Source organism: Thalassobacter sp., assembly GCF_982993085.1.
The window spans coordinates 1-15,483 of record NZ_CEZFMW010000040.1 but is presented as its reverse complement, the minus strand read 5'-3'; the positions used below and the strand labels follow the sequence as shown (position 1 = coordinate 15,483).

The 15,483-nt window shown below is 59.9% G+C and carries 15 protein-coding genes; 8 read left to right on the top strand and 7 right to left on the bottom strand.

The features are described from left to right. Nucleotides 1-44: 44 nt before the first annotated feature. The 4 genes from AC4GMC_RS08230 to AC4GMC_RS08215 form a co-directional block, all read right to left on the bottom strand. Entirely contained in the window at nt 45-1,043 is a 999-nt protein-coding gene (locus AC4GMC_RS08230) for a glycoside hydrolase family 3 N-terminal domain-containing protein (RefSeq protein WP_487877253.1), read from the bottom strand. Next, the gene (locus tag AC4GMC_RS08225) at nt 1,040-1,930 is read right to left on the bottom strand and encodes an SPOR domain-containing protein (RefSeq protein ID WP_487877252.1); all 891 of its coding nucleotides are present in this window, start codon (nt 1,928-1,930) and stop codon (nt 1,040-1,042) included. Before AC4GMC_RS08225 ends, AC4GMC_RS08230 begins: the two co-directional genes overlap by 4 nt. A gap of 111 nt (nt 1,931-2,041) precedes the next feature. Then, complete coding sequence (argS, locus tag AC4GMC_RS08220) at nt 2,042-3,787, bottom strand: arginine--tRNA ligase (RefSeq protein ID WP_487877251.1); 1,746 nt, start codon at nt 3,785-3,787, stop codon at nt 2,042-2,044. Between the two features lie 52 nt (nt 3,788-3,839). After that, nucleotides 3,840-4,976: a deoxyguanosinetriphosphate triphosphohydrolase gene (locus AC4GMC_RS08215; RefSeq protein WP_487877250.1), complete on the bottom strand. Its 1,137-nt coding sequence runs from the start codon at nt 4,974-4,976 to the stop codon at nt 3,840-3,842. Nucleotides 4,977-5,065: 89 nt separating this feature from the next. On the opposite strand from AC4GMC_RS08215, the gene AC4GMC_RS08210 reads away from it, so the two are divergent. Further along, nucleotides 5,066-5,389: a HesB/IscA family protein gene (locus tag AC4GMC_RS08210; RefSeq protein WP_487877257.1), complete on the top strand. Its 324-nt coding sequence runs from the start codon at nt 5,066-5,068 to the stop codon at nt 5,387-5,389. A gap of 77 nt (nt 5,390-5,466) precedes the next feature. Further along, nucleotides 5,467-6,246, top strand: a complete 780-nt coding sequence (gene xth, locus AC4GMC_RS08205) for an exodeoxyribonuclease III (protein ID WP_487877249.1) — start codon at nt 5,467-5,469, stop codon at nt 6,244-6,246. 5 nt (nt 6,247-6,251) lie between these two features. On the opposite strand, the gene AC4GMC_RS08200 is transcribed toward xth, so the two are convergent. From AC4GMC_RS08200 to AC4GMC_RS08190, 3 genes are all read right to left on the bottom strand, one after another. Then, nucleotides 6,252-7,289: an aldo/keto reductase gene (locus tag AC4GMC_RS08200; protein ID WP_487877248.1), complete on the bottom strand. Its 1,038-nt coding sequence runs from the start codon at nt 7,287-7,289 to the stop codon at nt 6,252-6,254. Between the two features lie 82 nt (nt 7,290-7,371). Continuing rightward, nucleotides 7,372-8,034 (bottom strand): ImuA family protein, encoded by a 663-nt coding sequence (locus AC4GMC_RS08195; protein WP_487877247.1) that lies wholly within the window; start codon nt 8,032-8,034, stop codon nt 7,372-7,374. Between the two features lie 65 nt (nt 8,035-8,099). Continuing rightward, nucleotides 8,100-9,761, bottom strand: coding sequence for a chloride channel protein (locus tag AC4GMC_RS08190; RefSeq protein WP_487878894.1), 1,662 nt, complete (start codon nt 9,759-9,761; stop codon nt 8,100-8,102). Nucleotides 9,762-9,870: 109 nt separating this feature from the next. Between AC4GMC_RS08190 and AC4GMC_RS08185 the strand changes: the two genes are divergently transcribed. The 6 genes from AC4GMC_RS08185 to ftsA all read left to right on the top strand — a co-directional run. Next, nucleotides 9,871-11,244, top strand: coding sequence for an FAD-binding oxidoreductase (locus AC4GMC_RS08185; protein WP_487878889.1), 1,374 nt, complete (start codon nt 9,871-9,873; stop codon nt 11,242-11,244). 10 nt (nt 11,245-11,254) lie between these two features. After that, nucleotides 11,255-11,503 (top strand): DUF2484 family protein, encoded by a 249-nt coding sequence (locus AC4GMC_RS08180; protein ID WP_487876841.1) that lies wholly within the window; start codon nt 11,255-11,257, stop codon nt 11,501-11,503. After that, nucleotides 11,496-12,434, top strand: coding sequence for a UDP-N-acetylmuramate dehydrogenase (murB, locus tag AC4GMC_RS08175; protein ID WP_487876842.1), 939 nt, complete (start codon nt 11,496-11,498; stop codon nt 12,432-12,434). The genes AC4GMC_RS08180 and murB overlap by 8 nt, the downstream gene beginning before the upstream one ends. Before the next feature lie 77 nt (nt 12,435-12,511). Then, nucleotides 12,512-13,426: a D-alanine--D-alanine ligase gene (locus AC4GMC_RS08170; RefSeq protein WP_487876843.1), complete on the top strand. Its 915-nt coding sequence runs from the start codon at nt 12,512-12,514 to the stop codon at nt 13,424-13,426. Beyond that, entirely contained in the window at nt 13,414-14,322 is a 909-nt protein-coding gene (locus AC4GMC_RS08165) for a cell division protein FtsQ/DivIB (protein ID WP_487876844.1), read from the top strand. Before AC4GMC_RS08170 ends, AC4GMC_RS08165 begins: the two co-directional genes overlap by 13 nt. Further along, nucleotides 14,319-15,483, top strand: a 1,165-nt coding sequence (gene ftsA, locus AC4GMC_RS08160) for a cell division protein FtsA (protein WP_488047630.1), incomplete at its 3' end; no start/stop codon positions are given. The genes AC4GMC_RS08165 and ftsA, both read left to right, overlap by 4 nt.

Here is a 15,483-nt window from a genome sequence, read left to right as displayed (position 1 = left end):
GAAAGCAAAGGTGTGCGGGGCGACATGCCGGTCCGTTAAGCCTATCAGTTGAGGAGCGCCTCAAGGTCGGCCTCAACCGCGCCGATGTCAAGGGCGGCTGGCGGCTGGCGCATCGCCAAAGCAGCCTGTGCCCTCTCGTAGGCTTTGGGCGATAAGGTGCCCCCTGCTTCTACAACAGCCGCCATTTCAGCCCGGTTGCCGTTGCAATGCAGGATCACGTCGCAGCCGGCACGGATGCTTCTGTGCGCCCGGGTCTGGGTATCTCCGGGCAAGGCATTCATCGACAGATCATCTGTCATCAACAGGCCATCAAAGCCGATATCCTCACGGATTACGCGGTGCAAAATCGGGCTGGTCGTGGCGGGGGCATCAGGATCAATCGCGGAATACACCACATGCGCCGTCATCCCCATGGGCACGTCCCGCAAAGCCTGGAACACTGCGAAATCTGTGCCATCAAGCGTCGCACGATCTGTCGTCACCGTGGGCAGGTCATGGTGGCTATCGCTGGTTCCGCGGCCATGGCCGGGAATGTGTTTGAGCACGGACAACACGCCACCTGCCAGCTGACCCGCCACCACAGCGCGCGCAGCGGCAATGACCTGTTCGGGCGCGGCACCAAGCGTGCGGTTGCGCAAAAAGGGATGCGTCTCGTCGGTGGTTAGATCAGCGGTGGGGGTGCAGTTCACATCGATCCCAACCTCATAAAGCTCATGGGCGATAATGCGCGCGCGCAGTTCCATGGACCGTACCGCGTCTTGGGCGGTTTGCATTTGATCAAGGGGCGGCAACCATTCTCGCCAATGCGGCGCGCGCAATCGTTGCACCCGCCCACCCTCTTGGTCGATCAGGATCGGCGCCTGCCAGCCAACAGCCGCCCGTAGGGATGCCGTCAGCCGCTGCACTTGATCGGGGTTTTCAATGTTGCGTGCAAACAGGATAAACCCAAAAGGCCGCGTTTCTTTGAAAAACGCGGCCTCACTGGGCGTCAGAACTGGCCCCTCACATCCAAGGATATAGGCGCCCGTTGTCTTGGGGATCATTTCGCCGTGACCGGGATACAGGCCGCATTGCGCGACAAAAAGGCAGAGCAAAACTGCCGTGCAGCGGTCGCATCGTCAAAGCCCACAACGCGCAGACGGTAAAAGTTCCGCCCGCCAGACACCGCGCTTTGAACCAAGCGTTTCTTGCCAACCATGTAGTCACCAAAGCGGCTCTCTAATCGTTCCCACGCAGCCATCGCTTGTTCAGGCGTGTCGAAGGCCCCCAGTTGGACCAACCGGGCGCCGGGTGCGACGGTGCTTGCGTCAGCATCAACCGATGCGCGCTGCACTTCGACAGGTGCAGCCGCCCGGCGCACATTCGCGGGCCGGGGTGCGGGGCGGATCGATTGCGCAATACCCGGAACGGAGGCAGGGATGACATCCACGTCAGCCACTGTCTGCGATGCGCTCAGCTCGGATGCGAGGTTGGCCACATCTAGCGACGCATATTCTTGGGGGGCCTCAACCAGTGCATCCGTGGGCGCAGAGGCCGAGGTTTGCACGATTGTTGCAACTGGTTCTGGGGCAGCCCGCTCTCGGATCACGGGCTCCAGATTGACGGGCGGCGGTGCCAGCACGACACGATCAGCCACAGGTGCCGCCGCACCTCCGGCCTTAATTTCATTGACGGACAGCCCTTGATAAGCGGCCTGCATCCCGCCGGGATCTTGGGGTGCAACGCGCATCGGCTCTTGCAATGCTGCAATAACCGGAACCTCCGCCACATCGCGCAACGTTAGCTGAACGCTCCAGGTGATCAGGCCGGCCACAAGCGCCAAAGAGCACCCCGCCCCAACCCAGTTGACCAGCCCAAATGAAGCGGCCCCCTCGGGCGAAGTGTCACGTGCCTTGGGGGTCGCCTGCGCGAAATACCTGACGTCCGTCATGCCTGTATCCTTTTTCGCCCCAAAGGAGGTCTGCCCAAGCCGAACTTGGAAAGATTGGGGCTATTTCACTGCTCTGCTCGCCGACATTGCGGGTGCCCGATTATCGGGTCTTCACCGCATTTCTTGTGCCGGTTCTACGCCCAAAATACCCAATCCTGCTGAAATAACAACAGAAACGGACCGCGCGAGGGCGATTTTTGCACCTGATGCGGCCGGATTGTCCTCTTGGAGGAAGCGCAATGTCGGCACATCGTTGCCGCGGTTCCACAACCCGTGGAATTCGGAGGCGAGGTCATAAAGGTAGAACGCCACGCGGTGCGGCTCATGGGTACGGGCCGCGATCTCAACAAGGCGGGGCCATTCTGCTAGTTTGGCAGCAAGCGCGTGCTCTGCGGGGTGGTCCAACAGGGTCAAATCCGCGTCGCTCAGCGCCGCATCAGTGCACGGCAAACCCGCAGCTTTGGCCTTGCGCAGGACCGACATCACCCGCGCATGCGCGTATTGCACGTAGAACACCGGGTTGTCCTTGGACTGTTCGGTGACCTTACTGAAGTCGAAATCCAACGGAGCGTCGTTCTTGCGTGTCAGCATGATAAACCGCGTCACGTCTTTTCCGACTTCGCGCAGTAGGTCCTGCACGGTGATAAAAGTGCCCGCACGCTTAGACATCTTGAACTCTTCGCCGTCTTTGAACAGCCGTACGATTTGCGCGAGCTTGATTTCAAGCGGAACGCGCTCCTCCGACAGGGCCGCGACTGCGGCCTTCATGCGTTTGACATAGCCGCCGTGGTCGGCGCCGAACACATCGATCAAGGCATCAAAGCCGCGCTGCACCTTGTCGTAGTGATAGGCGATATCGGGGGCAAAATACGCCCATGCACCGTCGGATTTTTGGACTGGGCGGTCCTCATCATCGCCGTATTGGGTAGAGCGGAACAGCCATTGTTCACGCGCCTGCCAATCATCTGGTATTTTGCCCTTGGGCGGTGGGAGCGTGCCCCAATAGATCAGGCCCTTGCCCTTAAGATCTTCGATCGCGGCCTCAATCCGGCCTGTGCCGTACAGAGACTTTTCCGAGAAAAAGACATCCATCTTGATGCCCAAATCAGCCAAATCCGCCCGCACCATATCCATCATGGCGTCGGTCGCAAAGCCGCGTACTTCCGCCAGCCAAACCTCTTCTGGCTGGTCAACGTAGGCGTCGCCAACCTTGTCCTTCAGCGCTTGGCCTGCGCCAATCAGATAGTCGCCGGGGTACGTGCCGTCCTCGAACGCGACCTCTTGGCCGTGCGCCTCAAGGTAGCGCAGGTAAACCGACCGCGCGAGCACATCGACCTGCCCACCACCGTCGTTGATATAATATTCGCGCGTCACCACATGGCCCGCGTATTCCAGCAAAGCCGCCAGCGCGTCGCCAAACACCGCACCCCGGGTGTGACCCACGTGCAGCGGACCCGTTGGGTTAGCCGAGACGTATTCCACGTTGACCTTGCGCCCCTGTCCCATGTCAGACCGACCAAAGACCGTACCCTGCGTCAAAACCCCTGCCACGACTTGCTGCCAGACCAGGGGCGCGAGCCGCAGGTTCAAAAAGCCGGGGCCTGCAACCTCGGCACTGTCGATCCGCGGATCTTGGGCCAGCTTGGCGGCCAAAGCCTCTGCGATATCGCGCGGCTTTTTCTTGGCGGGCTTGGCCAATACCATCGCAGCGTTCGTCGCCATATCCCCGTGACCCGCATCGCGTGGCGGCTCAACCGCGACGTTGGCAAAATCCAACCCCTCCGGGAGCGTCCCATCTTGGGTCATAGCAGTGAGCGAGGTGATAACGGCGGCGCGAATATCGGCGAACAGGTTCATAGGGGGGCGTCCTTCAGGTTTGTCGCATCGTTTAGCAGCGCAGCGGTGGAGTTCAAGCACCCACAAGACGCGCGTGGGCCTGCAAAGCGAAGCGGTCGGTCATGCCAGCGATATAATCGGCCACCAAACGGGCCAGTTCCAACTCATCTGCTTGGGCGACCTCGGCCTCCCATTCGGTGGGTAAAAGGCTGGGGTCATTCATGAAAACGGGAAATAGATCTGTGACCACTTCGGTCACCTCGGCCCGCTTGGCAACAACTTTGGGCGCGCGGTACATATGGGCAAAGAGAAAACTGCGCACTTCACGCAAGTCGCGCCACATCGCAGGCGAAAACTGCACAACCATGCGGCCCGCGTGGCGGATGTCGCTCGCGGTTTGGGGGGCAATAGCCTCAAGGTTGGCGCGAGAAACTGCGATCACATCCTCAACCAACAGCCCAAAAAACCGCCGCAGCGCTTCGTGCTGGCGCCGGCGCTCGTCTATACCGGGGTGCAGCTTGTCAACTTCGGCAAAGCACGCCCCCACCAGCGGCAGGTGCAAGATATCTTCCACCGTGAACAAGCCAGCCCGCAGGCCATCCATCAGGTCATGGTTGTTGTAGGCGATGTCATCAGCCAGCGCGGCCACCTGCGCCTCGGCGCTGGCGTGGGTGTGCAATTCCAAATCGTGCTGCGCGTTATAATCAGCCAGAGCATAGGGAATGTCATCGACCACAGGGCCATTGTGTTTTGCAATACCTTCAAGGGTTTCCCACGTGAGGTTCAAGCCATCCCACAGCGCATAATGCCGCTCTAGGCTGGTGACGATCCGAATGGCCTGTGCGTTGTGGTCAAACCCGCCATAGGGCTTCATCAGCGCATCCAACGCGTCTTCACCGGTATGACCAAAAGGCGTGTGGCCAAGGTCGTGGGCCAGCGCAACGGCCTCTGTCAGCTCTGCGTTCAGGCCCAGAACACCCGAAATCGTCCGCGCGACTTGTGCCACCTCAATTGAGTGCGTCAGGCGCGTGCGAAAATAATCGCCCTCATGCTCAATAAAAACCTGCGTTTTGTGTTTGAGCCGCCGAAAGGCCGACGCATGGATAATTCGGTCACGATCCCGCTGAAAACAGGACCGAAAGGTGCTTTCCCTTTCGGGGAAAAGCCGGCCCCGGCTTTGGGCGGGGTCGCAGGCAAAGGATACGGGCATGGGCCCTCTCTTGTGGCGCTAACGTCAGGCTTCTATATTGGGTGCAACGGTCATTGACCACCGCAAGTAAAAAGAGGCTCCCGATGGACCTGCAAATTCCCCCCAAAGTTACGCCCCGCGCCTTTGCACGCCTTGCCGAAATTGGTGCCGCAAAAGAGGGAAAAGCCCTGCGGATTGCCGTGGATGGCGGCGGCTGCTCCGGGTTTCAGTATGAAATCACGCTCGACGCACCCAAAGATGATGACCTCATCATCGAAAGTGAAGGCGAACGCGTTGTCTTTGATGAAGTATCGTTGCCGTTTCTGGCGGCGGCCACCATCGACTTTAGCGAGGAATTGATCGGCGCGCGCTTTGTGATCGACAACCCCAACGCTTCCTCCAGTTGCGGTTGCGGCGTTAGCTTTTCGATGTAGCACACCGCTGGGCTGCTTGGCCCGTGACATTCCAGTTTCCCCTGCTTAAGACACGGGGCAACAGCGGAAGGGTGGCCATGAAAATCGCGACGTTCAACATCAACGGCATCAAGGCGCGCATGGGTGCGCTGACGGACTGGCTGACGCAAAGCGCGCCGGACATCGCCCTGTTGCAAGAGATCAAATCGGTAGACGAGGCCTTTCCCCGCGCCCACTTCGAAGATTTGGGCTATGCGGTCCATACCCACGGGCAAAAGGGTTTTAACGGCGTAGCGATCATGTCGAAGCTGCCCCTAGAAGACATCACCATGGGCCTGCCCGGCGACGCCGAGGACGAACAGGCCCGCTGGATCGAAGCCACCGTTGTGGGCAAACAGGCGGTGCGTTTGTGTGGATTGTACCTGCCCAACGGGAACCCCTGCCCCGGCCCCAAATACGACTACAAACTGGCATGGATGGCCCGGTTAGAAGCACGCGCCAAGGAACTATTGGCAGAAGAAACGCCGTTCCTGATGGCCGGTGACTACAATATCATCCCCCAAGACGAAGACGCTGCGCGCCCTGACGCATGGCAAGAGGACGCTCTGGCCCGCCCTGAAAGCCGCGCCGCATTCCGCCGCTTGCTCAACCTTGGCCTTACGGAGGCTTTCCGCACCCGCAAAAATGGACCCGGACACTATTCGTTCTGGGACTATCAAGCGGGCGCATGGAACCGCAACGACGGTATCCGCATTGACCATTTCCTGCTGAGCCCCGATTGCGCCGACCTGCTGAAAGACTGCTGGATCGAAGCAGAGGTCCGTGGCCGAGAAAAACCCTCAGACCACGTACCTGTTTGGGTCGATTTGGACCTATAGCCTGCTCAGAATGGCATCGGATGGGCGCGGTGCACCGCGTCCAAATCAGCCACAACATCTGCGGCCAGTTCTAGGCCGATGGCCTCTAGCCCATGCTCTAGCTGACCCTGCGTCGTTGCGCCTAACAGAGCCGTAGTCGGGAACGGCCGCGTTTGCAGCCAAGCGACAGTCATATGCACCGGATCAAGCCCATGCTTTTCCGCCACGGCCAGATAGGCATCCACCGCATCATAGGCCCGTGGCTGATGGCGTCCGCCCAAGGTGGGGTTCAACGTTCTGCGCGACGCTGCGGGGATCGCATCCCCTTGATACTTGCCGGTTAACAAGCCCGTAGCCAGAGGCGAAAACGCCAGCAACGTGACCTGTTCTAGCGCACATGCCTCCGCAAGGTCCGTGTCAAACAATCGCGCCATGAGTGAGTACTCATTTTGGATCGCGGCCACGCGCGGCCCCGCCCCCGCATCCGCAAGCCTGAGCCATTGCGAAAGCCCCCAAGCCGTTTCATTCGACAGACCAAAATGCGCGATTTTTCCGGCGGCAACCAGCTGATCGACAGCCTGCAAACAGGCCTCCATATCGCGCAGAATATCGGCCTTGTTGACGGGCGGTGCATATGTCCAGTTCTGCCGAAAATGATAGCTGCCGCGATTGGGCCAATGGAATTGATAAAGATCGATGCACTCAACCTGAAGTCGGCGCAAAGAGGCCTCAACCGCCGCCTCAATCGTCGCCGCAGAGATCGGCGCACCGTCTCGCACAGCCTTCATGCCCGCGCCGGATACTTTGGTTGCGATTTTCACATCACGACCACCGGTTTTAGCCCGCCACCGCCCGATAATCGCCTCGGTGTCACCAACGGTTTCGGCAAGTATCGGGTTCACCGGATACATCTCAGCGGCATCAACCCAATCAATACCGCGATCAGTTGCATAGTCGAGCTGGCAGTAGGCATCCGCCTCAGATGTCTGCGACCCCCAAGTCATTGAGCCGAGTGTAATTTCAGGCAAAAGCGTATCGCTTTGCCCCAGAGGAATTTTGCGCATCAGGATATCCTTTTGGGCCACCATTCCGAAACGGCTTCAGAGTTTCAAGCCGATATACCGAATACCCTGAGGAAACCCGTAATCAAGCCGCCCCAGATACTTGAGCCGGTCGCGCATTTAATAGAGTGATACTTGCAGCTTCAACCTGCGCCTGCACCAACCACGCTGCGGGCGGCGCCATGCGGGCGCGACGGCGCTCTAGCTGCCATGTGCGCATATCCTCATCAAACCGCGGGGCATCACCAATCGCATCAGCCTTTGGCATAGCCGCGAAATGCCACCGCGTTTCCACCCCCGGTGCGCCCCCCTGCCCCGGCGTGAGCAAAATCGCCAAGGGCGCCCCCCCCAACCGGGCCCCCGCCTCAGCCGCTAGATGCAATCGGCGCACAGCCGTCAGACCCGGTGGTTTGGGCAAATCTCCAACCACGACACCGCCAACCCCAGCGCGCAACGCCTCCTCTAGGGACCACAGCACATCCACCTCACGGCGCGGTTGCACCCAGATAAAGCGCGCAGGATTTGCCCAACATTGCAGGCCCGCCGGGAACAATCGGTCCTCTGCCCACGCAGGCTGTACCCAGATGACCGGCCCCTGCTCCATAGCCTGCGCCCACAACACCGCGAGTGTCCGACGCGCCGGACCGCAAATTTCGTGCATACGCGCGAGCGGAATCTGTGCATCCCCCAAGACACTCAGCAAAGGGGTGCCGGGTTGCGATGAACGGTTGAGCAACATTTCGGTCATGTCGTGAATTTAACATGTTCTTATTTTGTTCTCAATGTATTCTGTGACAAATCACGCCTCGTTTGTCACGAATGCTCCTCCGCCGCTGTCGCTGCAAGAGCGCGGTTATACGCCTTAAGGGCATCAACATGGAACAAGGCACCGATGATCTCAGGGGCGGTATCGTCAGAGCCGAACCGCGCGACCGGAATGTAATCTACGGGCGCACGCTCGAACATCGGCATAGCCGCCTCTAGCGTTGCCTCAGGAGTCACAAAAAACCCTTCGTTCAATACTTCGCGCGCACGAACGGGGTCTGCGGCGCGGGGGTGGTTGGGATAACGCATCACGGATGACACCCGGAACAGCGCCAGCAAATAGGCCTGTGGCCCGGCGGAAAGGTGGATGTTGCGCCGTTCAAGTTGCGAAAGGAAAAAGCTGCGATCAACCAAGCGGGACGCAAGCGCAGTCGAGAGTGACACCGCGACCATCACCGCCAAACCGGTCTGCCAATCCCCCGTCAATTCAAACACGATCAGTGTGGTTGAAATCGGCGCGCCCAAGACCGCCGCCGCAACCGCCCCCATTCCCGCCAGAGCATAAAGCGTCTCGGACCCCGACACCTCGGGGAAGATCGGCGTTGCGATGTAGCCAAACGCCAACCCAAGCAGCGCCCCAACCATCAATGAGGGCGAAAACACGCCGCCCCCCATGCGCCCTGCAATCGTGATGGCGACAGCCGCCACCTTGATCATGCAAAACACAATCGCCTCGTGCAGCAAAAGCGAGCCGGTCAGTGCCTCTGACGTGGTTTCATATCCAACGCCGATAATGTGGGGATAAAAAATCGCGATGCCCCCCAGCATTAGACCTGCCAGCGCCGGCCGTAGGTAACGTGGCATCCTGAGGCTTGCCTGGACCGATGTGCCCAGATCCTCGCACCAAAAGATCGCCCGCATTAGGACAACAGCAACCAACCCGGCCAAAAGGCCAAGGATCATGAAGGCGGGCAATTCCACATAAAAGCCCAGCGCGTTCACATCACTGGGCAAAGAAAACTCTGTGACGTTGCCGAAATGGGTGCGACTGATGACAGTGCCCGCAACCGACGCGATCACAATCGGGGCAAAGGCATGCACTGCAAAGTGACGCAATACCACCTCAAGCGCAAAGAGCGCACCCGCGATCGGCGCATTGAAACTGGCGGAAACAGCCGCCGCAACCGCGCACCCCAATAGGTCGCGCGCCGTAATCCCATCGGCCAAAATACGGTTCGACACCCAACTCGAAATCACCGACGCAAGGTGAACCACAGGCCCCTCCCGCCCGGAGGACCCGCCCGACGAGAGCGTGATCATTGAAGCCACCGCCGATGCAAGGCCCGCGCGCTTTTCTACGCGGCCATCATTCATCGCGGCCCCTTCAATCACATCTGCCACTGACCGAACTCGGCCATCGGGGGTGAAAAAGTGCAAGATCAGCCCCACGATCAAGCCACCTGCCGCCGGCAAAAGCAAAATCCAGAACCATGGCAGCGTTTCGGCGAAGGAATGGATGTGGCGCACGTCTTCGGTGCCATAAAGGGCGGCTTGCAAACGCTCGATCCCGAGCATGAACCCCACTGCCGCATAGCCCGCGGCAATCCCGACGATCAGGGCAATAAACCAAAACTGCACCTGGCTCGGCCCACGCGTCCGCACAACCCCCCATGCGCGCGCGCATGACGTGCCAACCTGCGTTAGCTGCACCTTCCACAAAGGCCGTTTCGGGGTATGTTCAGGGTTCGCCAAACCGGCAGTCCCACTCTTTTGTCCTTGCAGCGGCTGGCCTATAGTCCGCCAAACTGAGGAGGCGAAGATGTTATCAGAAGCGGCCCGCACGCAACTTTCCCAAACCCTAGGCGATCGCTTGAGCCTGTCCAAGTCCGATCTGGCCCTTCATGGCCGCTCTGAGACACATTTCCCCACTTTACCCCCCGATGCGGTCGCCTACCCTGAGACGACAGAGGAAGTTTCCGCGATCATGCGCATCTGTTCAGCCCATAGCGTGCCAGTCATTGGATGGGGCACAGGCACTGGACTTGAAGGGCACACAAGTGCGGTGCGCGGCGGCGTCAGTGTCGACTTTAGCCGAATGAACAAAGTGATCGATGTCCACTCTGAAGATATGGATGTGGTCATCCAGCCCGGCGTCACTCGCGAACAACTAAATGAGGAACTACGCGCAACGGGGCTGTTTTTCCCGGTTGATCCCGGTGCAAATGCTTCGCTTGGTGGGATGGCGAGCACACGCGCATCGGGCACGACCGCCGTGCGCTACGGCACCATGCGTGACAACGTGCGGGGGTTAGAGGTCGTCTTGGCCGATGGCCGTATCATTCGCACAGGCACCCGCGCGCGCAAATCGTCAGCCGGCTACGACCTTACCTCACTCTTTGTCGGGTCTGAGGGGACGCTGGGCTTGATCACTGAATTGACCTTGCGCGTGCACGGCATCCCCGAAGCAACATCAGCAGCCGTTTGCGCCTTTGACAGCATTTCCGGCGCGGTGGATGCCGTCATTGCCACGATCCAGATGGGCATCCCCATGGCCCGGATTGAGTTTTTGGACGCAGCCTCGGTCGCGGCCTGCAACGCACGCGACGGCGCCGATATGCCCGTCGTGCCGCATCTGATGGTGGAATTCCATGGCTCAGAACGTGCCGTATCCGAAGACGCCGCCCGCTTTGGCGAGATTGCCGAGGAATTTGGCGCGCAAGGTTATGCTTGGTCTACACAGCCAGAAGAACGCCGCCGCCTTTGGGATATGCGCCACAATGCCTACTACGCCATTCTCGCCTCGCGCCCCGGTGCGACTGCGTTGGTCACTGACGTATGTGTTCCGATCTCTCGGCTGGCGCAAGCGGTTGACGAAACCGTGGCCGACATTGCCGATAGCCCCATCCCGGGTCCGATTTTAGGGCACGCGGGCGACGGGAATTTTCATGCGATCCTACTGGTCGAACCTGACAACGCGACCGAGCTAAAAGCCGCCAAGGCGCTGTCGGGTCGGATGGTTGAACGCGCCCTAAGCATGGGTGGCACCGCCACCGGGGAGCATGGTGTTGGCATGGGCAAGCTGGACTATATGGCTCGCGAACACGGTGCCGCATGGGATGTCATGAGCACGCTCAAACGCGGGCTGGACCCAGACGGATTGATGAACCCCGGCAAGCTTGTGCGCCAGAACTGACCCCACGCGCATGGCAGCCTTTATCGCAGCTTGTCTTTGGGTCATAGCCGCGTGGCTCTTGAGCGTGATCCTGAGCGCAAAGCAAAGCTGGCCCGCCGCCTACGCGCTAATCGCCGCGGGTATTCCCATCCTAATCTGGTTGGGACTAAGTGCCGACTGGGGCACGGCTGCCGTGGGTTTCCTTGTAGGATGCCTTGTCCTACGCTGGCCCGTGATCTACGCAGGCCGCAGGATCAGACGGAGGCTACGGCGTGATTGATTTCCCCCCCACACGTGGACAGGTGACACCACAAAAGCCCCTCGCAGACCTGACATGGCTGCGCGTCGGGGGACCGGCCCGGGTGGTATTTCAACCCGCCGACGTTGAGGATTTGCAGGCTGTTCTGACCACCCTTCCGCCGGAGGTTCCAATTTTCCCCATTGGGGTTGGGTCAAACCTGATCGTCCGTGACGGTGGCTTGGATGCCGTCGTGATCCGATTGGGACGCGGCTTTAATAGCATCGAAATAGAGGGTGATATTGTCACCGCGGGCGCCGGTGCACTGGATGCGCATGTTGCCCGCAAAGCCGCGACTGCGGGGCGCGACCTCACGTTTTTGCGCACGATCCCGGGCGCCATCGGTGGGGCGGTTCGCATGAATGCGGGTTGCTATGGCAGCTATATGGCCGACCACCTGATCGATATAACCGTTGTGGACCGTACTGGTGCACTTCGGGTCATTCCGGCAAAGGCGCTTGGCCTTGGGTATCGCACCAGTGAATTGCCTGCCGATTGCGTGATCATCTCGGCTCGTTTGCGCGCCGACCCCGGTGACCCGCTCGCCCTAGAGGCGCGCATGACAGACCAACTTGCCAAACGTGACGCGACCCAACCCACCAAGGACCGCAGCGCGGGCAGTACATTTCGCAATCCAGCTGGCTACAGCTCAACCGGTCAAGCCGATGACACCCACGAACAAAAGGCTTGGAAGGTCATCGAAGACGCCGGATTACGCGGCGTGCGACTGGGCGGAGCGCAAATGTCGGAAAAACATCCGAACTTTTTGATCAACACAGGCACCGCAACCGCCGCTGACCTTGAAAATCTTGGCGAATTGGTTCGGAAAACTGTTTACGAAAACAGCGGAATTCAGCTACACTGGGAAGTGATCCGGATCGGGACGCCTGCCCCGGAGACAAAACAAGACTAAGGTTCGAATAAGCGAACCAAATGGCAGTACATTGGCTCAGTCTGAAAACAGTCGAGCCACCTTATACAGGATTGGGTATGTCGAGCAGGGCACCCCAAGTGATCGCTCTCCTTCAGGGGGGGCAGTCCTCCGAACGGGAGGTATCTTTGTCCTCGGGTCAAGGATGCGCAGAAGCTTTGCGCGCGGAAGGGTTCACTGTTCACCAAATTGATGCGGGTCCAAACCTTGTGGATGACCTCAAGGCTGTCGCCCCCGACGTTGTGTTCAACGCGCTGCATGGTCAGTGGGGCGAAGACGGCTGTGTGCAGGGGCTACTGGAATGGTTGCGCCTGCCCTACACCCACTCCGGGGTTCTGGCATCATCGTTGGCGATGGACAAAACCCGCACCAAGGATGTGTACCGCGCTGCGGGCCTTCCGGTTGTGCGCAGCATGATTGCCCGATCTGACGCGGTACGTGCAGGCCACGTGATGGATGTACCCTATGTCGTGAAACCCAACCGCGACGGGTCCAGCGTTGGCATTTACCTTGTCATGGATGCAGCCGCCCCCGCCCCTGAGTGGGGCGATGACATGCCCGAGTTCGTCATGGTCGAGGCCTATGTGCCGGGCCGCGAACTCACGACATCCGTCATGGGCGACCGCGCGCTTGGCGTGACCGAAATTGTGACCAACGGCTGGTATGATTACGCCGCGAAATACGAAGCCGGCGGGTCGTCGCACGTTATTCCCGCCAACATCCCCCCCGAGATTACCGCCGCTTGCGAAGCCTATGCCCTGCGTGCGCACGCCGCTTTGGGCTGTCGGGGGGTGACACGGACCGATTTCCGCTGGGACGACACCAAGGGCTTGGATGGCTTGATCCTGCTGGAAACCAACACGCAGCCCGGCATGACACCCACATCCCTAACGCCTGAGCAGGCTCAAAACGCAGGCATCTCATTTGGTGAACTGTGCCGTTGGATCGTGGAGGACGCGTCATGCGCGCGCTGAACTTCCTGCGCCGTACGGCCATGGCCGCAATGCCGGACCCCGCGCCGTCGCGCTGGCGCTACCGCGTGCAACGGCTCTGGCTAACCCCGCTGTTTCGCGCGATGGTCCGCACCGGGCTTCCCATCTGCCTGTTGGGCGGAAGCGTACTTTGGTATGTCGCCGACACCGCACGGCTCGAAGGCTTGATTGATCAAGCGACTGAGGTCCGACGCGCGGTCGAAGAACGCCCCGAATTCATGATCACACTCGTGTCAATTGACGGTGCCTCTGATGAGTTGAGCCTCGACATCCAAGAGGTCCTGCCGATTGACTTGCCGGTCAGCCAATTTGCACTCGACCTTAACGAACTCAAACAATTGCTTGAGGAATTGGGGCCGATCCAATCTGCTGACGTTCGGATCAAACCCGGCGGGCTGCTGACAATCGACGTCATCGAACGCAGCCCAGCGGTTGTCTGGCGCTCCCGCGAGGCGGTGGAATTGTTGGCCAATGATGGACACCGCGTCAAAGCCATCGCAAGCGCATCTGCCCGCCCGGACCTGCCGCAAGTCGCGGGCCTTGGCGCAGAGGAACACATCCCTGAGGCGCTGCGCCTACTGCGCGCGGCCAGCCCATTAGCAGACCGTCTTGTTGGCTTGCAACGGATCGGCGCCCGCCGCTGGGACGTGGTCCTAGAAGATGACATCCGCATCATGCTGCCAACCGAAAATCCAAAGCGCGCACTTGATCGCGCAATGGCACTGCATGCGTCACAAGACGTGTTTAACCGCGACATCGTGGCAATCGATTACCGCAATGCTGAACGGCCCACCCTGCGGATGCGTCCCGCAGCCCGGACCGAATGGCGTCGCATTAAAGATATTGAACTAATGGCAAATGAGGGGGGCAACGGATGAACGATTTCTACCAAGCACAGCGGGCTATGCGCAAAGGGCGCCAAGCTGCAATGCAACGGGGTGTCATCGCAATTCTGGATGTCGGGACCTTCAAGACCGCCTGTCTTGTGCTGCGGTTTGATGAGGCGCTTTCTTCAACCGACGAAACATCGAACGCGCTTGCGGGCCAAGCCCGGTTCCGCGTGATCGGAGCCGCCACAACACAATCGCGCGGCGTTCGCTTTGGTGAGGTCGACACCCTGCCTGAAACCGAGCGCGCCATTCGCACAGCCGTGCAGGCCGCCCAGAAGATGGCCAATGTGCGTGTTGATCATGTGATTGCCTGTTTCGCTGGCGGTCGTCCGCGCAGCTATGGGCTTGCGGGAAAAGTATCGGTTGAGGGCGGCGCCGTAGAAGAGCGTGATGTTAGCCGCGTTTTGTCGGCCTGCGAAACGCCCCCTATCGGCGACGACCGGATGGTGCTGCACGCGCAGCCCGTAAACTTTGCGCTCGATCACCGCTCTGGCCTATCGGACCCCCGCGGCCAGATCGGCAACACCCTGCACGTCGACATGCACATGCTGACAGTCGATGCGCACACCGTGAACAACCTAATCCATTGCATCCACCGCTGCGACCTAGAGGTCGCGGGCCTTGCGTCGGCCTCCTACATGGCGGGCACATCATCGCTGGTCGAAGACGAACAAGAGCTAGGCGCGGCCTGCATCGACATGGGTGCCGGTTCAACCTCGGTCTCAATCTTCATGCGCAAACACATGATATATAGTGACACCGTTCGGATGGGGGGTGAGCATATCTCATCCGACATCTCACGTGGGCTGCAAATCCCCTGCCAGACGGCCGAGCGAATCAAAACACGCTTTGGCGGGTTGGTTGCCACCGGGATGGATGATCGCGACATCATCGAGCTAGAGGGCAACACCGGCGATTGGGAACACGACCGCCGTACAATCACCCGTGCCGAGCTGATCGGCGTCATGAGACCCCGCGTCGAAGAGATCCTAGAAGAGGTTCGCGCCGTGTTGGACGACGCAGGGTTCCGCCATTTACCCGGTCAGCGCATAGTCCTAACGGGGGGCGGCAGCCAGATCCCCGGCCTGGATGGTCTGGCAGCAAAATACCTTGGCAATCAAATCCGTCTGGGGCGTCCTTTACGTATTC